The sequence below is a fragment of the Rhizobium sp. 62_C5_N11_2 genome, from assembly GCF_051811185.1.
Taxonomy (GTDB): domain Bacteria; phylum Pseudomonadota; class Alphaproteobacteria; order Rhizobiales; family Rhizobiaceae; genus Rhizobium; species Rhizobium leguminosarum.
Map to the genome: position 1 here is coordinate 1,150,582 of NZ_JBPWPW010000002.1, position 20,206 is coordinate 1,170,787.

Consider the following 20,206-nt stretch of genomic DNA (forward strand, 5'->3'; position numbering starts at 1 on the left):
GTGGTTTTGCTCTGCCCAATGGCATTTTGCTCCCACGTTGATTGCAATCAACGACGCCTATGCGCCTGGTGTGTACGATCTTTTCACCCATGATGACGGTGGCTGCGCGGCGGCCGCTGCATTGAACATCGGGTCTGGAGGGGCGCATGGAGTTCCAAAAGGCATTTCCCATTGCCGTCATCGACGAGGATTTTGAGGGCAAGAGTGCTGCAGGGCGCGGGATGCGCGATCTGGCAGCGGCGATCGAAAACGAGGGGTTCCGTGTTGTTTCCGGCGTCTCCTACGAGGACGCGCGTCGCCTGGTACATATTTTCAATACGGAATCTTGCTGGCTGATTTCCGTCGACGGCACTGAGGACAAAGCCTCGCGTTGGAAGGTGCTGGAAGAGGTTCTAAGCGCAAAGCGCCAGAAGAACGACCGGATGCCGATCTTCCTTTTCGGGGACGACACGACGGCGGAGGATGTTCCGGCCACAGTGTTGCGCCACGCTAACGCTTTCATGCGGCTATTCGAGGATTCGGCAGAGTTCATGGCGCGGGCCATCGTGCAGGCTGCCCGCAATTACCTCGATCGGCTGCCGCCACCGATGTTCAAGGCTCTGATGAAGTATACGCTCGAGGGAGCATATTCCTGGCACACGCCCGGTCATGGCGGAGGAATCGCCTTCCGCAAAAGCCCGGTTGGTCAGCTCTTCTACACGTTCTTCGGTGAAAACACGCTCCGCTCCGATATCTCCGTATCGGTCGGCAGCGTCGGTTCGTTGCTGGATCACGTCGGGCCGATCGCCGAGGGCGAGCGCAACGCGGCGCGCATTTTCGGTACCGACGAAACGCTGTTCGTCGTCGGCGGCACGTCGACCGCGAACAAGATCGTCTGGCACGGCATGGTCGGACGCGGCGATCTCGTGCTTTGCGACCGCAATTGCCACAAGTCCATCCTGCATTCGCTGATCATGACGGGCGCAACGCCGATCTACCTGACGCCGTCCCGCAACGGGCTCGGCATTATCGGCCCGATTTCGAAGGACCAGTTTACGCCGGAGGCTATCGCCCAGAAAATCGCTGCGAGCCGGTACGCCGGCGAAACCAGCGGCAAGGTCCGATTGATGGTCATCACCAATTCGACCTATGACGGGCTCTGCTACAACGTCGATGCCATCAAAGCATCGCTTGGCGATGCGGTCGAGGTGCTGCACTTCGACGAGGCCTGGTACGCCTACGCGAATTTCCATGAGTTCTACGACGGCTTTCACGGAATCTCATCCACCCAGCCTGCGCGCTCGCAGAACGCCATTACCTTTGCGACGCAGTCGACGCACAAGCTGCTGGCGGCTCTTTCGCAGGCATCGATGATCCACATCCAGCATGCAGAGAACAAGCGCCTGGATGTCACGCGCTTCAACGAAGCCTTCATGATGCACACCTCGACCTCGCCGCAGTACGGCATCATTGCCTCCTGCGATGTCGCGGCGGCCATGATGGAGCAGCCGGCCGGGCGCTCCCTGGTGCAAGAGACGATCGACGAAGCAATCAGTTTCCGCCGTGCGATGAACGCGGTCAGGAAGCAGATGAACGGAAGCTGGTGGTTCGATGTGTGGGAACCGACCGTCGCCGAGCAGACGCCGAGCGATACCCATGCCGAATGGGTTCTGAAGCCCGGTGATGCCTGGCATGGTTTTGAAGGCCTTGCCGAAAATCATGTGATGGTCGATCCCATCAAGGTCACGATCCTTTCACCGGGATTATCGGCGAACGGCACCATGCAGGAACACGGGATCCCGGCCGGCGTCATCACGAAGTTCCTTTCCTCGCGCCGCATCGAAATCGAGAAGACCGGCCTCTATTCCTTCCTTGTCCTTTTCTCGATGGGAATTACGCGTGGCAAGTGGAGCACGCTTGTCACCGAACTGATCAATTTCAAGGATCTCTACGACGCCAACGCTCCGCTGACGCGGGCATTGCCGGCTCTCGCCGCAGCACATCCCGAGGCCTATGCCGGCATGGGATTGCGAGATCTATGCGAAAGCATCCACGCGATCTACCGCAAGGATGACGTGCCGAAGGCGCAGCGCGAGATGTACACCGTGCTGCCCGACATGGCGCTGCGGCCCGCAGACGCCTACGATCACCTCGTCAAAGGGCGGATCGAGAGCGTCGAGATCGACAACCTCATGAACCGCGTCCTTGCCGTGATGATCGTTCCTTATCCGCCGGGCATTCCATTGATCATGCCAGGTGAACGGATCACGGAATCGACGAAGTCGATCCAGGACTACCTGCTCTATGCCCGTGAATTCGACCGGAAGTTTCCCGGTTTCGAAACCGATATTCACGGCCTACGATTCACAGCCGGCGACAAGGGGCGTCGGTACCTCGTCGATTGTGTTGCAGAGGGACGGCCACAATGATCCCGCGTGATGTGAAGTCTCCGACCGTTGCCATCCCGTTTCACAAGATGCTGAAGGTGGTGGCGGTCGTCGATCGCGACGACCCGCAGGTGCAGGAGTTGTTGACGCAGATCGCTTCGGAGAATTTCGAGGTGGAACTGAGGTATGATTATTCCGCCGACGTGTCCGAGGATGCCTCCGTCGGAGCCTATATCGGCTCGGTCGAAGGCGGGCGCCTGGCGGGTGCGCGTTCCTTCCTTCGCTCCGTCCGGGACGTTGGATTTCGCACTCCCGTCTGGGCGATGGCCGATACCTTGACCATCGCGGACCTGGACGTTGTGGAAATGGCTGGCGAGGTGGACGGTTTCATCTATCTCGGGCAGCAGACACCGGCCTTCTACGCCAAGCAGATCATCTCCAGCCTGGTCAATTACGGCAAGTCGCTGCTGCCACCGTTCTTCGGAGGCATGATGGCCTATGACGGCGAGGCCAATATCGCCTTCGATTGCCCCGGCCACCAGGGCGGGCAGTTCTATCGGAAGTCGCCCGCGGGGCAGCTCTTCTTCAAGTATTTCGGGGAGGGCATTTTCCGCAATGATCTTTGCAATGCAGATGTGGATCTTGGTGATCTGCTGATCCATGAAGGGCCTGCGGCCGAGGCCCAGAAGCAGGCGGCGCGCATCTTTGGCGCGGATCGCACCTATTTCATCCTGAACGGAACCAGCACCTCCAACAAGGTTGTTGCTAACGCGGTGCTGCGGAGCGGCGATCTCGTGCTCTTCGACCGCAACAATCACAAGTCCCTTCACCAGGGTGCGCTTGTGCAGGCTGGTGCTATTCCCATCTACCTGCCAACGGCCCGCAACTCCTTCGGCATGATTGGTGCGGTCGATTGGGAGGCTTGGGACGAAGGTTGGTTGCGGCAGAAGATTGCCGCGCATCCGCTCGTTGCCGACAAAGGCCGCGCCAATGCCGAGAGACCCTTTCGTCTCGCCTGCATCCAGCTCGCCACCTATGACGGCACCATCTACAATGTGCGCCAGGTGATGGAGAAGATCGGTCATCTCTGCGACTACGTTCTCTGGGACGAAGCCTGGATCGGTTACAATGCCTTTCATCCGCTCTTTTTGGGGCACAGTCCCATGCGCCTCGAGGACCTGCGGCCTGACATGCCGGGATTGTTCTCGACGCAGTCGGTACATAAGCAGGGCGCCGGCTTTTCACAGGCCTCGCAGATCCACAAACGCGACGAACATATCCGCGGCCAACGCAGGTTCGTTGAGCACAAGCGCTTCAATGAATCGCTGCTGATGCATGTGTCAACCTCTCCCTTCTATCCGCTCTTCGCCTCGCTTGACGTCAACGCCAAGGTGCATGAGGGCAAGGCGGGCGAAATGCTCTGGGATCGTTGTATCGAACTCGGGATCGAGGTTCGCAAGAAGCTGCGCGGCTTCGTCAAGCATTATGAAACCAAGGGTGGAAGTCCCGAAGAGCAGTGGTTCTTCGATCCCTTCGTGCCGGACAAGATCTCGGTGTCCGGTTCAAAGCATACGAGCGACCTCGCTGAGACACCCTGGGAAGATATCCCCACCGATGTGCTCAAGCGCGAGCAGCAGTGCTGGCGGTTCGACCCGGAGGCAAAATGGCATGGCTACGCCGGCTATGCGCCCGGCTACACCATGGTCGATCCCAACAAGCTCACGCTGCTGACGCCCGGCATCGACCGGGAGACCGGCGAATATCGCGAGTTCGGAATTCCGGCGACCGTGGTCGCCAACTATCTGCGCGAGCAGCGGGTCGTGCCGGAGAAATGCGATCTCAACAGCCTGCTTTTCCTGCTCACGCCGGCAGAAGATGAGAGCAAGCTGAATACGCTGGTTGCCAAGCTGGTGAAGTTCAAGAACCTCTGGGATCGCGACGCGCCTCTACAGGAGGTTCTGCCGACGGTGTTTGCGGCCAATCGCGAGCGTTATGCGGGCTACACGGTGCGGCAGGTCTGCCGGGAGATGCATTCGTTCTATCGCGATGCGGGCGTCAAGGGCCTGCAGCGCCTGTGCTTCCGCTCGGAGAGTTTTCCGGAACCGGCAATTTCGCCGAAACAGGCCTATGAAGCGCTGGTGGCCAACAATGTCGACTATGTGCCGCTTGTTGAAGCCGCTGGCCGGATCTCGGCGACGCTGGCACTGATCTATCCGCCAGGCATCGGAGTGATCGTGCCGGGAGAGCGGTGGGACGAAAGGGCGCGGCCGATGCGCGATTATTTCCTGGCTTTCGAAGAGTCCTTCAATCGCTTCCCGGGCTTCAACTACGAAGTCCAGGGCGTATTCCAGGAACGGATCGATGGGCGGATCAAGTTCTATACGTACGTCGTGCGCGAGCAGGGGGACGGGAGGATCTCATCATGACCGACAACACAATGCATCTCGCGAGTGAGGCCACGGCCAAGAAAAAGATGAACCTGGTGCAACTCACCTTCATCGTCGCGGTCAATATGATGGGTTCAGGCATCATCATGCTGCCTGCCAACATGGCGCAGGTGGGTGCGATCTCGCTGCTCTCCTGGCTTGTGACCGCCATCGGCTCGATGGCGATAGCCTATGGGTTCGCTCAGGCCGGGATCTTCAACCAGCGGCCGGGGGGCATGTCGGCCTATGCGGAGGACGCCTATGGGAAGGACGGCTTTTTCCTGGTGTTCTTTCTGTATTTTCTGTCGCTTGCCATCGGCAATGTCGCGATCGGCATCTCTGCGGTGGGCTACCTCGCGGGCTTCTTTCCCGTCTTGACCTCGACGCCGATCATGACATGTCTGGCGCTGATCGTACTTCTCTGGCTGACGACTGCGGCAAATTTCGGAGGGCCTCGCATCACCGGGCGTATTGGTTCAATCACGGTTTGGGGTGTGATCATTCCAGTGGGGTTGCTCTCGATCATCGGGTGGCTGTGGTTCAGTTCAAGCACCTTCGCCGCCGCCTGGAATCCGAAGGGACTGTCGCTCGGCCAAGGAATGGGATCGAGCATATCGCTGACGCTCTGGGCCTTCCTCGGGATGGAGTCGGCTGCGCAGAATTCGGATGCCGTTGAGAACCCGAAGCGCGACGTGCCGCTTGCCTGCATGTTCGGCACACTTGGCGCCGCCGTCATCTACATCCTGTCGACGACGGTCATTCAGGGCATCGTGCCGAACGCAGAACTTGCGGCCTCGACCGGGCCGTTCGCGCTGGCCTATGCCACCATGTTCAACCCGACGATCGGCTCGATCATCATGGCGCTCGCAGTCCTTGCCTGTCTCGGTTCGCTCCTGGGCTGGCAGTTCACGATCGCGCAGACCGCGCGCACCGCCGCGGAGGGGCGAATGTTCCCCGCCGTATTCTCACGTGTGAACGAGATGGGCGCACCGGTAAAGGGGATGATCATTCTCGGCGTCGTGCAGACATGTCTTGCCCTGATGACCATTTCTCCGACGCTCAGCGAACAGTTTTCCGCTCTGGTCAATCTCGCGGTGGTAACCAACGTGCTGCCCTATATCATCGCACTCTCGGCCCTGTTCGTCATCATGAAGGCGGCGGGCGTGCCGCAGGCGAAGTACAGGCTGAACGCCGCCGTCTGCATCATCGGTATGCTCTACAGCGTGTTCGCTATCTACGCTTCCGGCAAGGATGCGGTGATGGGTGGAATGCTGGTAACAGGTATCAGCTTCATAATTTATGGCCTGATCGCACCGCGCTTCGCCGTGAACCGTGCGCCGGCCGAGTAGCAAAGGAGGAAAACCATGCCAATCAGCAAAGGTCGGTGGATCGCAACAGGCGCCTCCATATTCGTCATCGTAGTCTCAGCAGTGGGTTTTGCGCCCGCTCATGCACAGACACTGGACCGCGTCCGCGCAAGCAGTTCGTTGAAATTCGGCTATGAGGCCGATGCGAGGCCCTTCTCGTTCAAGACGGACAACGGTGCGCCCGACGGTTATGCGGTTGCTCTTTGCAACAAGGTTGCCGACAGCGTGAAAGCCGAACTGAAGCTGTCGCAGCTCGCTGTGGAATGGGTGCCTCTCACCGGCGAGGCGCGGGCGCGTGCGATACAGGATGGCGTGGTGGATCTCGTTTGCGGGGCGGAGCCCGTCACACTCAGCCGCAGACAGCAGGTTTCGTTCTCGATCCCCATTTTTCCGAGCGGCACCGGGGCTGTCGTCAGTACGAGCGCACCCCTGGCTTTGCGCGAGGTGCTGGAATATGGCGAACCGTCGAGCCGGCCTGTCTGGCGAGGCTCGCCGGCGCGCACGATACTTGAGAACAAGACATTCTCATCGATCACCGGGACGACGAGCGAGCACTGGCTGTCGGACAAAATCAAGACCTTTCAGCTCGCCGCGACGACGGCATCGGTTGACAGCTTCCAGCAAGGGATCGAGCGGGTCCTTGACGGTCGTTCAGCTGTCCTTTTCGGGGACATGCCGCTCCTGATGGACGTTGCGGCGCGCAGCGACAATTCCGGCAATCTTGTCGTCCTGAAGCGGCATTTCACCTACGAGCCACTCGGTCTTGAACTGGCGCGCGCAGACGAGGACTTCCGGCTCATCGTCGACCGCGCGCTTAGCCAGGCCTATGCGGCGCAGAATTTCCGCACATTCTTTACGACGTGGTTCGGTCCCCCGGATGAAGCGACTGTCACTTTCTTCCAGCAGACGGCCTTGCCTGAATAGCATCACCCGAACAGGAGCGTCCGTTGAGCCTCCTTTTGAAAGAGATACGCGACAGCCCTATGCTGTGGTTGCTGATCGCCGTGCCGGTGGTGTTCGTTGCTGCGATATTCATCCCCGAGGCCCACACGACACTCTTTGTTCTGTCGGTGCTTGCTATCGTGCCGCTGGCCGGGTTGCTCAGTCACGCTACGGAATCAGTTGCCGCCAAGACGGGTGACGCCGCAGGCGGGCTGCTCAATGCCACCCTGGGAAATCTCACCGAGTTGGTCATCGCGCTGGCAGCCCTGCGCGCCGGCGAGTACACGCTGGTGAAATCGTCCATTGCCGGCGCGATCGTCACCAACACGCTGTTCATGCTGGGCGCTTCGTTTTTGCTTGGCGGGCTTAAGTACCACTTCCAGGAGTTCAACCGAGCCAGCGCGCGTCTTCAAGCCGGCCTGCTCTTTCTCGCCACAGTCGGGTTGCTGATGCCTTCGGCTGTTGCTGAAATGGGCTCCACCTCCGCAGCCGCCGTCACCCAACAGCTCAGTCTTGGCCTAGCCCTCCTGCTCATCGTCGGATACGGACTTGGGCTGCTGTTCAGCCTCAGGACGCATCGCGAGATTTTCGCCGCCGCAGAACACGCACAGACAGACGAAATGCCGTGGCCGATCGGCCTGGCCCTGGTCACGCTCGCCGGGGTCACCGTCCTCGTGGCGCTGGTAAGCGAGATCTTCGTCGAATCCGTGCAAAAGGCAGCGGAGGCTTTCGGAATGACGCCTGCCTTTGTCGGTTTCATTGTCGTCGCACTGGTTGGCGGCGCTGCCGAAATGGCCTCGGCGTTTTCCGGCGCCCGCAAGAACCGGCTTGACCTCAGCGTGGGCATCGCGCTGGGAAGCGCTTCGCAGATCGCTTTGTTCGTAGCGCCCGTCCTGGTCTTGCTCAGTTACGTGATCGGCCCGTCACCGATGGACCTGCAGTTCCCGCCAGGCGTCGTGGTGATGGTGCTGCTTGCGACCATTACGGCGATGTTCGTAACCAATAGCGGACGGTCTGCATGGTTCGTCGGCGTGTTGGTGCTGATGGTTTATTTGATCTTCGCCATAACGCTTTATGTCTTGCCGCCACGAATGCCGTGAAGCGGCAATCGTCCGGAGGCAAATAGACTGTGGTTGGATGTGAGCGCGACTGATGCGGTCTGGTGGATCTCGGGCTTGAGTTCTCCACGCTTCATTGCTCTCTCCTGACGCTGACCGCAGAAAGGTCGAAGTCATGCCGTCAAAAGTAGGCAATGAGCCGAGCAATAGGCAAATAAGACGTCTGTTCTTCATCGCGCTTGCTAAGCAGCTGCGGGTAATTTGGCCGATCCTATCCGGCATTGTGTCGATAATGATCATCTCCGGCCTTGCGATATGGCGCATAGAGGATTGGCGAATCGACGAAGCTCTCTACTTCACCTTCGTTACAGGGCTTACTATCGGCTATGGCGATTTTACGCCCAAGCACGTGTCGGCGCGGGTGTTGGCAGTGGTGATCGGCTTTGCGGGAATTATACTGACCGGCGTCGTTGCCGCGGTCACTGTGAAGGCCTTGAACGCGACTGATCGCGGCAGCGCGGAGTAGGACATGTCAACGAGACGTCTTCCCCGTCCGGCGGCGTGCTATCGATATGCTAGGTCACATAAAGCTACGTTTTCGCGCTGGCATGTCCACGTTCGCCGCAAACGGCTTCCCAACAGCCATTGCATCCCAGCCGAACTCTCATTCCGAAAACACATCAATGCAGATCTCCTATGGTACGATCTGATACTCGAGCGATTTCGTATGATTTGCGGGGGTGCTTAACGCGGAGCTAATCAATGGGCAGAGAGCGTGGACGGAGGAAATTGATGCTTAGACTCCCCGATTTCCGTCGTGTTTTGGCCGACCAGGCCAGTGAGACACTGGACGAGATCTTTGAAGCTTACGATCTTGCCGCCGATGCGCTGGACCGGTTTCGAAGACAGAGTCCTAGGGAGGAAGTGCTGATCAAGGAGTACGAGCAACTCTGCCGCGAGATAGAGCAAGAAGTCATCATGTATTGCACCGATCGGTGAGGAGGGAATGCACACTTAAAAACCGGAAGGTAGTCCGTCGGCGGATGGAGATTTTTCGACTTGTGACAAGTCCTGACACGAGTTCGGCGTGTTTTCATGCCTCCCGGCTTGCCGGTCACGCTTTGTTTCAAGCATTTTTCGATCCGCCTGGTGCCTCTGACGGCCAGGCCCAGGCTCTCAGCAATTCATAAAAGACACTGAGGACGATCGGTCCCAAAAACAGCCCCAGCAGACCGTATGACAGGGTGCCCCCTATCACGCCGATCAGTATGACCGGCATCGGGGTCGAGAGACCTCTCGCCATCAGGATCGGCTTCAGGACGTTGTCGACGACCATGATCGGGACAGCGACGATTGTGAAGATGAGCGCGGTCGAAGTCGGCCAGGAGAACCACGCCCAAATGATGGCAGGCACGAGTACCAGTGCAGGCCCGAGTTGCATTACGCAAAGGACAAACACCAGTAACGTCAAGGCCCCGCGGGCCGGAATGCCAAAGAGGGCAAAGCACAATCCGCATAAGAGCGCCTGGAGGAAGGCGACGCCTATGACGCCCCTCGAGACGTTTCGCACGGTCATTCCGGCCAGGTGCGCAAAGCCGACGCCCTTGTCGCCAGCGATCCTGCTTGCCAGGACCTGTATTGCCACAGCCAGCCGCGGCGACATGGTGAGTAGGATGCCGGAGAAAATGATCGAGGCGACGAAGCTCAAGACACCGCCACTGAGCGAGGCCAATTTTGCGACGATGACACCCATGACTTCGAGTATTGGCGCTTGGAGCTTGACGATGGTTGATGCCAGGTCGGTAGCGAGCTGGTTCCATGCGTTATAAATTCGCTCCCCGACGACCGGCCATTCGCGAATGGTCGCCGGCGCGGCGGGCAGTGTGAAGTTCTCGGCCCGCAATTTGGCGACAAGCGGCTGTACTGCATCGGTAACGTTGACCGCAATGAGCGCCAGGGGCACGATGATCAGGACGAGACAGGCTACGACAATGACAATCGCGGCAATGACGGGCCTGTTTCCGATCAGTCTCGAAAGCGCCTCGAACATCGGAAAGAGCGCCACCGCAAGGATGGCCGACCAGGCGACGATCAGCGCGAAGGGTGCGATGAGAAGCAGGGTCCAATAGGCAAAGAGCCCGATAATACCCAATCTGACGAGGTCGCTTACCTTTGCCTCTATCGAAATCTGCCCCGTGTCGGCTCTCTGCGCCGTCGTATCTCCGGTTGTTTGTTCCATCGTCGCATCCCGTCCCGCGCCGTTCCGGCCGAGGTGATCTATGACGTCGTGTCGGGCACGACGTGCCGAATACTGCTATCCTCGACAAAATCCGACGGGCGTTTCTGGCGTTTGCCGAGATCAGGTGCCGCAAACTTCACACGCTCATAGGGAATGGATTGCAGGATGTGCGAGATGCAGTTGACCCGCGCATGCTTCTTGTCATCCGATGGCACGATCCACCACGGCGCATGGTTGCTGTCGGTCATTCGCAGCATTTCGTCATAGGCGCGTGTGTAGTCCCACCAGCGTTGATAGGATTCGACATCCATGGGGCTGAGCTTCCATTGTCTCAATGGGTCGTCGATCCGGCGCTTGAAACGGCGATCCTGTTCATCTTCGCTGACCGTCAGGAAGTATTTCAACAAAATGATGCCGCTTTCGACGATTGCCGCTTCGAAGCGAGGCGCCAGTTCAAGAAATCGCTGTGCCTTCTTCTCGCTGCAGAAGCCCATGACGCGATCGACGCCTGCACGGTTGTACCAGCTGCGATCGAAGATCACGATTTCCCCAGCCGCCGGCAGATAGCCGATATAGCGCTGCATATAGATCTGGGACTTCTCGCGATCGGTCGGAGCGGGCAGGGCGATCACGCGAAAGACGCGCGGGCTTACCTTTTCCATGATACGCTTGATCATGCCACCTTTCCCGGCGGCATCGCGCCCCTCGAAGACGATGACCACTCGTGCGCCGGATTTTTTTATCCAAGCCTGCAGATGGGCCAGTTCCACCTGCAGGCGGCTGATTTCCTTGTCATAATCCCATGACTTCTTCTTCTTCTTTTTGTCTTTGCCATTGCGGCCTGCCTCTGCATCGACCTGTTGGGGTTCATATTTCTCGTCCATGGTTCTCCTCCTTCGCGTCTAAAGCTCAGTGCTTGCCGAACCGGCATCGCCCGCTTGGCTATTCTTGCTCGTGAGCGCCGTCAGGGCTTCTTCCCTGCCATTGAAAAGGTTGTGAGCGCCGATCGCCTTGATCACTCCAGCGCGGTCGAGAATGTCGCGGCTTTCTTCGCTGAGGTCGGCGATTGCGAAGATGATATCTCGCTTCGCAAGGATCTCGGCCACAGCGGCGAGCGCGGTCGCGCCAGTGCTATCAATATGTGTGATAGCGCTGGCATCCAGCACAAAGCACCTTGTTCCGGCCGTGAGCTCCTTCGCAATCGTCGTCAGCCGCATACGCAGGTAATCGGCGTTGTAGAACAGGATGTTGCCCTGGATCGCGAAGACTGCCGCACCCTCGACGGGGCGTGCTTCCGGAAAGCGGGCCAGGTCGAAGAAACCGTGCCGTCCCTGGATGCGGCCAAGAAGGCCGTCGCGCGGGAACATCGTCTTGCGCACCAGATAGACAAGGGTTGCGGCAACGGCGACGATTACGCCGTTGAGAACGCCGAAGCTGATTGCGCCCCACATTGCGATCAGCGCAAAGACGAATTCCATGCGACTGATGCGCCAGATCTTTTTGAGCTCATGAACATCGATAAGGCTGATGGCTGCCGTTGCAAGGATTGCCGCGAGCGCAGGGATTGGAAGTATCCGCAAGGCACTATGAAGGAAAACAAGTGCCGCAATCAGCGTGGCGGCCGAAACCAAACCTGAAGCTTGAGAGACGCCGCCGGTCGACAGGTTTATGGCGGTTCTCGAATCCGATACGCTGATCGGAAACGAACCGAAGAGGCCGGGCGCGATATTGGCGGCGCCAAGGCCGATCAGTTCCTGATTTGCATCGACCTCTTCGCCGGTCCGCGATGCGAAGCTGCGCGCGGCTACGATGCCGGCGCCGAAGCTCACAAGAAAGATCGCAGCGGAGCCGAGCACGATCTTGTCGAGCGGCATCTGATGGAGTGCTGGCAAGGAGAGCATCGGCAGCCCGCTCGGAATGTCGCCGACGACGGCGATGCCTCGTCCCTGAAAATCAAAGATTGCGGAAAGAACGACCGACAGGACGACGACCAGAACGGGGCCGGGGACCTTGACCGGGAAGGCCCGGACTGCCCATAGCAATGCGAACATGAGCAGGCCGAAAAGGAGCGACGGCCAATGGATCGAAGCGCTCTTGCGGAGAATCTCGAGGAGCGGCGGGATCAATCCCTCCGACTCGATCTTCACTCCGGTAAAACGACCGATCTGGCCGACCAGGATCGAGAGGGACACGCCTGCGAAGAAACCGACAAGGATGGGGCGGGAGAGAAAACTTGCCAGGACGCCGAGCTTCAGCAGCTTTGCAGCGATGCAAAAGAAACCGACCCCGAGGGCAAGGGTCGAGGCGATGGCGACCCGATCGATGCCGGCGGCGGCGGGCTCTGCCGCAATGATCGCCGCCATCGCAGCCGCAAGTACCGTCATTGTGGCGGCGTCGGGGCCGATGACCAACAGCCGGGAAGGACCGAAGATCGCGTAGGCAATCGGACCAACGATGCTGGCGTAGATGCCGGTTTCAGGCGGCAGACCGGCGATCGCCGGATAGGCGATGGCGCTCGGCAAGCCCACGGCCGCAATCGAAAGTCCAGCCGGAATGTCACTGCGGAGCCAGTCTCGATTGAAACCGGCCAGGCCACGCAGGATCGGAAGATTGGCTATCACCGCGGCCTCCTGACATGTTTCTCTGCACCTTGCCGGCATCACGTTTGCATCGCTGATGCCGAAAGGATCGGCGTCTCATTTCAATGTTCCAGGAACACGAAGTTCATCCAGCTGCTCATGCGCAGAAGCACTTTTCGCAGAACTGCCACGTGGTGCCAGTGGTGGGTATAGACCGCGACCTCCGCGACGACGCCGCCCGGCATGATCTGAATTCACACCGTTCCGTCGCTGTCGACCATGAAATTCTAGACCCGCTTTGGCCCAAAGACCCGTAGCATCACGTAAGCTACACGGGCGGCTTGGTAGTCGGCCCGTGCGACAAGAACGTCTCTGCGGAAACTAAAGAGGTGGGGTCCGTGAGATGATGCCATTCGAGTTTCCGTGTGCGGAATTTCCCGAGTTTTTCGGAAGCCGGCTAACGTAAGATCGCGTATTTTACGTCTCTCGACGATCCGCCTGTTATATAGTCCCTTGCATCTGCTTAGCGTAGTTCGACGGCGGAGGCGGGGATGGTGTCGGGAGAAAGTGGTTCGACATACTTGTCCGCCCTCGAGACGGCAGAAACTTCTTTTCCCGAACAGAAGCGGCTGGTGCAGCGGCTTTTCTATGTAGACGAACCCTTTCACAGCATGTGTGAGGATCTCGCTGCTGCGGCGCAGGCTCTGGCACATATCGAGCGGCTACCGGAGGCGGTTCGAGAGGCGCGGCGGCAGGAATATACAGATCTCGTCGACGCCCTGTTGAAAGAAATGGGGGAGGCGATCGCCCAATCGAAGATTGTGGTGCTCAGGCGGTCGCCGCCGACCGGCCCGAAATCTCCGTAAGCGCTTCTGTCATTCAATGATCCTAGGGAGGTACGTGCGTTATGAAAGCAATATCTCGCAAACTGCTTGGTGGATTGTCGGCTCTCGCAATCATTGCGTTCCAGCCGGCCCTCCCGGCGCGAGCCCAGACCCCTGCGCCGGCAACGGCACCCGCACAGACGAGTGCCGACCAACCCGAAACCGCGCTTCTGTCGGATGATGAGCTAGAAGTACTGGTGGCACGGATCGCGCTCTATCCGGACGAGTTGGTCGCGGCAATTTCAGCTGCCTCGCTCTTTCCTCTCCAGATTATCGAGGCGCAGCGGTTCCTGGAGGCGAAGAAGAAAAATTCCGATCTCAAGCCCAAGAGTGATTGGGACGGCAGTGTCGTCTCGCTTCTCAACTATCCAGACATCGTCAAGATGATGAGCGAGGATCTCGACTGGACCCAATCGCTCGCCGATGCGCTCGCCAACCAGCAGAAGGATGTCCTGATTGCCATCCAGCAGCTTCGCGACGAAGCGGTGGCAAAGAACATCATCAAGACGGATGACAAGGTGACGGTTGTTACCGAAAACGACAACATCATCATCCGGCCAACCGATCCGGAAAAGATCTATATCCCGCAATATCCGCCGGAAATGCTCTATGAGCCGGACTATGCGTCAGCGCCGGTCTCTTATTACCCCGATTATTACGACAACTATTATTATCCCGGGGCGACGTTCTTTGCCGGCGCGGTGACCGGCCTTGCCTGGGCAGCCGTCGTCAACTGGGATGACTGGGGTGTATGGGGTGGCCGCTGGGATGGCGATATCGATATCGACTGCAACAATTGCCTGAACGACCGTAACTTCAACGGAAAGCTGAAATGGAACGACGTCGATTGGAGCAATGTCGATCGCAGCAAGCTGAGTATCGGCAAGGACCAGATTTCGAAGCTGGACCGATCGGCGATCAAGTCCGGGCTGCAGGCCGACAATCGCAACCAGTTGCGCAACAGGGCTAACGATATCCAGGCGAGCCAGAGACCCGCGAATCGCGCCAATTCGGCGCGAGCGGAAGATATTCGCAAAAGCACGGCGCAGGGACTGAAGGAGCGGCCGCAGGGAAATAGGCCTACGGCCGCCAATCGCCCGGCTGCATCCCGGCCCGAGGCGCGTCCTCAGAAGGCAGCCAATCGTCCGTCAAAGCCTGCGCAGAAATCCGTCAAGAAGCCCAACAAGCCGCAGATGGCCGCCAGACCTGACAATCGCGGACGGCAACCAAGCGCGCTTGGCAACGTCCAGTCCGGTCGTCGCGAGGCTGTCTCCTCAAAGCGGGGAGCGCAGAGCATGGGCGCCCATCGCCAGTCAGCGCGTCCCCCCCAGCAGCGGTCGCGCCCAATGCCGAGTCGCGGCGGTGGCGGCCGTGGCGGCGGTGGCGGACGCGGCGGTGGCGGCGGACGGCGGTAAAACCTCTTTCTAGCTCAAGGAGTTACATCATGAGACGTCAATCGATCGCAATTCCGTTTATGCTTGCGACGGTGCTTTGCGCAATGCCGGCGGCACCGGCGCTCTCCCAAGTGCAGACAGATCTCGCCGAATACAAGGCGGCAACGCCGTCGCCGAAATTCGACAATCCATCGCTTGCTCTAGACAAACTGAAATCTGCCCTGAGTTCCGACAGTATCGACGATCTTGCCGCTCTGCTCGGCTTGAAGCCAGACAAGCTGCGCTCGAGCAATGAGGCGATGATCGCCTACGGATTGATCCGCGAGGGCGCCGAGCGTCAAGTGGTCCTGCGGGATTCTGCAGGCATGAAGATCGTTGCGATCGGCGATCGGCTCTGGCCGCTGCCGTTTCCGCTGACCGAAGGCAAGGACGGCAAATGGTCCTTTGACACCCAGCGCGGTTTCGAAGAGATCATCAACCGCCGCATCGGAGAAAATGAACTCGCCACCCTTGATACGATGCACGAATATGTCGCGGCGCAGTATCAATACGCATCCGAGGATCGTGACGGCGATGGCATTTATGAGTTCGCGAAGAAATTGATCAGCAGTCCGGGCAAACTTGATGGCCTATACTGGGATCCGAACGTCTATCCCGAGGAAAGCCCGGCAAGCGCGCTGGTCGAGACGGCGGCCTTCGGCGCCGCCAAACGCGGGGAAGGTTACTTTGGCTATCGCTATCGCATCCTGACTGCACAGGGAGACCAAGTCCTTGAGGGCAAGAAAAGCTATATCGTCAACGGCTACATGACGGGCGGCTTTGCCCTTATCGCTTGGCCGGTCAAATACCGGGTGACCGGCGTGCAGACATTTGTCGTCAACGGGAGGAGTGCCATCTACCAGCGCGATCTCGGCCCGCAAACCGAAGCGCGGGCCGCGGCGATAAAAGATTTCAATCCGGATGCCGATTGGACCATCGTAGGCGAGTAGGATCCCAGCCGGTGGCTCCCTGCGCTATGGCCGACACACGCGAGGCAGCGGCCATGGCGCGGTTGGAGTACCGGTTGTTGCCCGTTACCTCGCGTCCAAGCCATTGCGGCAGCGTGAAGCGCTCATCCTCGCTCGCCATTTCGATCTCGGCGAGCGTCAATCCTTCGTACGGTTCCGCAAAGACGTCCACCTGCCAATGTCTATCGTCATGAAGAACGCGGTAGCGGGTTTTCTCGAGAATGTGACCGGCGGCGAGCAGAAGATCACGTGCCTCGCCGACGGGAATTTCGTACTCATATTCCTCTTTAGCGAGGCGTGACATGGGGAACTTAATTGTGAGGTATCCACAATGTCCGTCAATCAGGCGAACGCGCACGCAGCTCTGATTGCGGTGGGACAGATAAGCCTGCTGTAGGACCTGCCCATTGTCGGCGCAATGACGCCAACTGTCGTCGCGGACCAGAAACTTGCGCTCGATTTCAGTCGCTTTCAATTGTGGTTCCTTCGCTTGGAATCGCTCCGTCGGTCAGTCACTCGACAGGCGGTTCCCAGGTCAGGAAGAAGCCCACGTCGCCCGGCATGCCGTCGGGGAAGTTGATGATCATCGCCTTGAGCCCGTAGCCCTGTGGCTTGGCAACCTCCTCGAACAGTTCCAGAAGCTCCTTTGCCCTTCCCTGCAGCGTCTTCTGCCATCCGGGAAGATTATTATTGATAGCTCGACCGCTATCGGTGCAGAAAGTCGAGGGGAAGCTGTAGATCAGGGCCTCGTACTTGCCGTCCGCAGCTGCCTTCATCACGAGCCGCTTGATAACGGCGCGTTCCGCTTCACCGATTTGCTTGCGAAAAAAATCCTCCACGAATTCGGCATGTTTCTTTGCCTCCCGCGATTTGATCTTTTCGTTGCGCTCCATTTCGAGAAGCTGAAGCTCCAGAGCACGCTTGCGCAGATCCTCTGCGCTTGTCATCGGATGGGATGTTGGCGTCTCAGGTGATGTCATCGTCGCTTCCTCCATAATGCGCGGAAATGATAAGGCGCGCGGGGAGGCTAGGGCAGTAAAATACACGTCCGCTTCGGTAGTATACTGTATCTTACGCTGGCATGAGGCTCTCTGCCCCTCCCTGAACGTCGGTGGCCGAAAGTTAGTTTGTCCCGATCAGCTGGTTCTGTCGAATGGCGTTGCCGTTCTGACAAGTCGGGACTATTGTTTGAAGCATTATACTGCAGGTTGTTTGCAATCGGAAACTGGCGGGGAACCGATGACAAGTGCAGGTGTTGGTGCGACTGGCAGCGGCTTGGCTTCACACGAAGAAGTGCAGCAGCAACTCGAGCGCATTCTTTCCAGTCCGGAATTTCGCCTTCCCGAGCGGGCGAGACGATTCCTGGAATTTGTCGTGACTGAAACGCTTGCCGGTCGTCGCGACTATTTAAAGGCGTTTACCATCGCGCAAGCCGTTTTTGGCAGAGATGCGAATTTCGACGCCCAGCAGGATCCATGCGTGCGCATCGAAGCAGGGCGGCTGCGCAGAGAGCTGGAGCACTATTATCTGACTGCCGGCAGCGCCGACCGGGTCATCATCACGATTCCGAGGGGCGGCTATGCTCCGGTCTTCGACGTGAGGCCGGGCGTTGAAACGTTAGCGATGCCGCAATCCGAATGGCCGATATCTTCGGAGGAGGGCTTACAACGGATTGATGCCCCCGGGGATGTAATCAAGCGAATTACGGCAGATCCCCAATTGTCACGATCCCGAAATTGGCTCCTTGCCGGAGGCGTGTTGTTAAGTCTTCTCTCGGCCGCCGCGCTGCTTCAGCATGACAGGCCGCTTGACGCGGGAACTGAGATAGCATCCGGAGTCGGCAGTCGCCCGATCATTGTCGTCGAGCGCTTCGAAAGCAGTTCCGACGGGAGACTTGCGTTGGACATTTCGCAGGGCATCACCGACGACATTATTGAAAAGCTAGTTCCCTTTAACGACATTGTCGTCGTTACCGACTTGCCGCGGTCCAGAGAGGGGCAGATTTCGCCAGAGCCGCTTTATGCCCTTCAGGGAGGCGTGCGATTGGAAAGCAGCATGCTGCGTTCAACCGCGCGGCTTGTACGGCGGACGGATGGGGCCGTTATCTGGGCGAGCAATTACGATGCCGACATGAAAGTGCAGGGCATCCTGAAAACGCAGGCAAGTCTTGCCGAACAAATTGCAACGGCAGTCGCGCGTCCATTTGGCGTCATGTTCCAGACCGATACCGCCAATATCGCTAATGGCGCGGACGCCTTTTCATGTGTCTTGTCCTATTACAGCTACCGCAGCGAAATGACTGCCCGTGCACACGAAATGGCAAAAACCTGTCTGCAACTGTCAGTTGAGGAAAAATCGGCCGATTCCAATGCCACGGCCTTGTTGTCCCTGACCTATCTTGATGAGTTTCGCTTTCCGTATCAGTTGAACACAAGGCCGACCGTCGCCACGCTTGGCGTCGCAAAGAAATTTGCAGAGCGCGCCGTGCAACTCGACCCAAAGAATGCGCGCGCACTTCAGGCCCTCATGCTTGCCAATTTTTTCGGTGGAGATTTGGCCGGGGCCATGCGCGCCGGCGAGGCGGCCTATGCCAGCAATCCGAACGACACTGAAGTGGCCGGTGAATACGGCTTGCGCTTGTCGATGTCGGGCCAATGGGGCAGGGGATGCGAGCTGATTTCTGCGGTCGTCAGCAAAAATGCTGGCCCCCGCGGATATTACGAGGTGGGAATGGCGCTTTGCGCCTTCATGCGAGGGGATACACAGGCTGCGGAATTATGGTCCCGCATGTCGGACCTCAATTACAATCCGATGCATCGTCTCGTGCTGGTCGCTATCCTCGGCTCCATGGGAAAGAAGGCCGAGGCAAAGGAGCAACTCGACTGGATCGAGCTCCACTCACCGGCGTTGATCCCGAATATTAAACAGGAGGTCGCCAGTCGGCTGGTGCGGATCGAAGACCAAGAGCGGTTTTTTGTAGGACTGCAGGCAGCCGGCTTGCCGCTGCAAAACGACGAGAAGCCTGGGAACTGAGTGCAACGACTGCAACGTCTGTTTTATTCTCACTTTGGTGAATATCAGGCTCGTCGCGTGCAGCCTGCAGGTCGTCGTGACGGGCCGCTATGACAATGAGCTGATCAAAATCAGATCGCTATTGCCTTCACGACGAAAGGTTGATCGGCCCATCTATCCTGGGCATCGGAGCCGAACAGGATGAACTTCAAGATCCTGCCGCGCTTCTTGAACTCGACCGAGTTCTCGTTGCTTGCAAAGCGGCATCGGGATGGTTTCATGAGAAATCGACAGGCGAAAGTTTCGCATCGCTCGCTCTGAGCTTTGCGATCAGACCTCAAGAAACCTTCATGAAAGCTCGGGGTTGAAATGGCCGCACCCGGCTCCAAATCCGTCGGCGGTAGTCGAAACGCAAGGGCAGGGGCGCATGGGCAACGCGCATATCGATCGGATCGGCCGGGTCAAATCAGCCTTGGGTTTCGTTCTCGTGCTTTTCGGCCTCTTCTCCTGCCGCCAGGCATTTGCGCCGCCTGCCGATATCGGCGGCCTGACGGTGACGTCGCCTGATGCCGCTTCGGGCTGGAGGAAGGCTGGCAAGGGCAATCTCTTTATGCTGCAGAAAGATTTTCCGGAAACGGAGGACGATAAGCGCGGAAATGAGAGACAGCGCCCAAGCTATTGATAAAGTGGATTTATACGGCGACGCCATTGACCTCCCGGTCGGCTGGAAAGCCACCGTTGGTATCAGTTACTTCGAGCCGTCGGCAATGCGCGAATCACCTGAAATCTGTGTCATGTCGTCAGCCGTCTCGATCGGCTGAAACGGGCGGTTTGGTTAAGCATTTGTAAATTGGTAACGAATCGGGGCATATAGTAACTGCGCAACTGAAGCGCTTTCGTTAAAAATTGCGCAGTTACCTGGGAAAAAGATC

Annotated in this window: 17 protein-coding genes and 2 pseudogenes; 12 read left to right on the forward strand and 7 right to left on the reverse strand. The window is 58.5% G+C overall.

Annotated elements, in window-relative coordinates:
* The first annotated feature begins 146 nt into the window (after positions 1-146).
* The 7 genes from AB8B31_RS29020 (at position 147) to AB8B31_RS29050 (ending at position 9,158) form a co-directional block, all read left to right on the forward strand.
* On the forward strand, positions 147-2,408 hold the full coding sequence (locus AB8B31_RS29020; protein WP_018245776.1) for an arginine/lysine/ornithine decarboxylase: 2,262 nt from the start codon (positions 147-149) through the stop codon (positions 2,406-2,408).
* A complete protein-coding gene (speC, locus tag AB8B31_RS29025; protein ID WP_018245775.1) occupies positions 2,405-4,792 on the forward strand; it encodes an ornithine decarboxylase in 2,388 nt (795 codons plus the stop codon). The genes AB8B31_RS29020 and speC overlap by 4 nt, the downstream gene beginning before the upstream one ends.
* Positions 4,789-6,141, forward strand: a complete 1,353-nt coding sequence (gene potE / locus AB8B31_RS29030) for a putrescine-ornithine antiporter (RefSeq protein ID WP_018245774.1) — start codon at positions 4,789-4,791, stop codon at positions 6,139-6,141. Before speC ends, potE begins: the two co-directional genes overlap by 4 nt.
* A 15-nt stretch (positions 6,142-6,156) precedes the next feature.
* On the forward strand, positions 6,157-7,083 hold the full coding sequence (locus AB8B31_RS29035; RefSeq protein WP_018245773.1) for an amino acid ABC transporter substrate-binding protein: 927 nt from the start codon (positions 6,157-6,159) through the stop codon (positions 7,081-7,083).
* A 23-nt stretch (positions 7,084-7,106) separates the two neighbouring features.
* Positions 7,107-8,201, forward strand: a complete 1,095-nt coding sequence (gene cax / locus AB8B31_RS29040) for a calcium/proton exchanger (RefSeq protein ID WP_018245772.1) — start codon at positions 7,107-7,109, stop codon at positions 8,199-8,201.
* 133 nt (positions 8,202-8,334) lie between these two features.
* Positions 8,335-8,685: a potassium channel family protein gene (locus AB8B31_RS29045; RefSeq protein WP_018245771.1), complete on the forward strand. Its 351-nt coding sequence runs from the start codon at positions 8,335-8,337 to the stop codon at positions 8,683-8,685.
* A 236-nt stretch (positions 8,686-8,921) separates the two neighbouring features.
* The gene (locus AB8B31_RS29050; RefSeq protein ID WP_018245770.1) at positions 8,922-9,158 is read left to right on the forward strand and encodes a hypothetical protein; all 237 of its coding nucleotides are present in this window, start codon (positions 8,922-8,924) and stop codon (positions 9,156-9,158) included.
* A 127-nt stretch (positions 9,159-9,285) separates the two neighbouring features.
* Here the strand turns inward: AB8B31_RS29050 and AB8B31_RS29055 are convergent, their stop codons facing one another.
* From AB8B31_RS29055 to AB8B31_RS29070, 4 genes and pseudogenes are all read right to left on the reverse strand, one after another.
* Positions 9,286-10,398: an AI-2E family transporter gene (locus AB8B31_RS29055; protein WP_131702036.1), complete on the reverse strand. Its 1,113-nt coding sequence runs from the start codon at positions 10,396-10,398 to the stop codon at positions 9,286-9,288.
* 38 nt (positions 10,399-10,436) lie between these two features.
* Positions 10,437-11,282, reverse strand: a complete 846-nt coding sequence (gene ppk2 / locus AB8B31_RS29060; protein WP_018245768.1) for a polyphosphate kinase 2 — start codon at positions 11,280-11,282, stop codon at positions 10,437-10,439.
* An 18-nt stretch (positions 11,283-11,300) separates the two neighbouring features.
* On the reverse strand, positions 11,301-13,019 hold the full coding sequence (locus AB8B31_RS29065) for a SulP family inorganic anion transporter (RefSeq protein ID WP_018245767.1): 1,719 nt from the start codon (positions 13,017-13,019) through the stop codon (positions 11,301-11,303).
* Positions 13,020-13,099: 80 nt separating this feature from the next.
* Positions 13,100-13,222: pseudogene (locus AB8B31_RS29070) on the reverse strand (HlyD family secretion protein); the annotation flags it as partial.
* Positions 13,223-13,528: 306 nt separating this feature from the next.
* Here AB8B31_RS29070 and AB8B31_RS29075 point away from each other — a divergent pair.
* Genes AB8B31_RS29075 through AB8B31_RS29085 form a run of 3 tightly spaced genes read left to right on the forward strand, consistent with a single transcriptional unit; the run spans position 13,529 to position 16,244 of the window.
* The gene (locus AB8B31_RS29075; RefSeq protein ID WP_018245765.1) at positions 13,529-13,843 is read left to right on the forward strand and encodes a hypothetical protein; all 315 of its coding nucleotides are present in this window, start codon (positions 13,529-13,531) and stop codon (positions 13,841-13,843) included.
* Between the two features lie 41 nt (positions 13,844-13,884).
* Positions 13,885-15,276 (forward strand): DUF3300 domain-containing protein, encoded by a 1,392-nt coding sequence (locus tag AB8B31_RS29080; RefSeq protein ID WP_018516611.1) that lies wholly within the window; start codon positions 13,885-13,887, stop codon positions 15,274-15,276.
* 29 nt (positions 15,277-15,305) lie between these two features.
* Positions 15,306-16,244: a DUF2950 family protein gene (locus tag AB8B31_RS29085; protein ID WP_018245763.1), complete on the forward strand. Its 939-nt coding sequence runs from the start codon at positions 15,306-15,308 to the stop codon at positions 16,242-16,244.
* Here AB8B31_RS29085 and AB8B31_RS29090 read toward each other — a convergent pair.
* Together AB8B31_RS29090 and AB8B31_RS29095 are read right to left on the reverse strand one after the other, a co-directional pair.
* Positions 16,207-16,737 carry a CYTH domain-containing protein gene (locus AB8B31_RS29090; protein WP_018245762.1) on the reverse strand — a complete coding sequence of 177 codons (531 nt, stop codon included), beginning with the start codon at positions 16,735-16,737 and terminating at the stop codon, positions 16,207-16,209. The two genes, AB8B31_RS29085 and AB8B31_RS29090, sit on opposite strands and share 38 nt — an antisense overlap.
* Before the next feature lie 37 nt (positions 16,738-16,774).
* The gene (locus AB8B31_RS29095) at positions 16,775-17,242 is read right to left on the reverse strand and encodes a hypothetical protein (RefSeq protein ID WP_026230440.1); all 468 of its coding nucleotides are present in this window, start codon (positions 17,240-17,242) and stop codon (positions 16,775-16,777) included.
* Between the two features lie 259 nt (positions 17,243-17,501).
* Between AB8B31_RS29095 and AB8B31_RS29100 the strand changes: the two genes are divergently transcribed.
* A complete protein-coding gene (locus AB8B31_RS29100; RefSeq protein ID WP_131702037.1) occupies positions 17,502-19,295 on the forward strand; it encodes a tetratricopeptide repeat protein in 1,794 nt (597 codons plus the stop codon).
* Positions 19,296-19,405: 110 nt separating this feature from the next.
* On the opposite strand, the gene AB8B31_RS29105 is transcribed toward AB8B31_RS29100, so the two are convergent.
* Complete coding sequence (locus tag AB8B31_RS29105; protein ID WP_018245759.1) at positions 19,406-19,555, reverse strand: hypothetical protein; 150 nt, start codon at positions 19,553-19,555, stop codon at positions 19,406-19,408.
* Between the two features lie 146 nt (positions 19,556-19,701).
* Here AB8B31_RS29105 and AB8B31_RS29110 point away from each other — a divergent pair.
* A pseudogene (locus AB8B31_RS29110) lies at positions 19,702-19,932 on the forward strand (hypothetical protein); the annotation flags it as partial.
* Between the last annotated feature and the right edge of the window lie 274 nt (positions 19,933-20,206).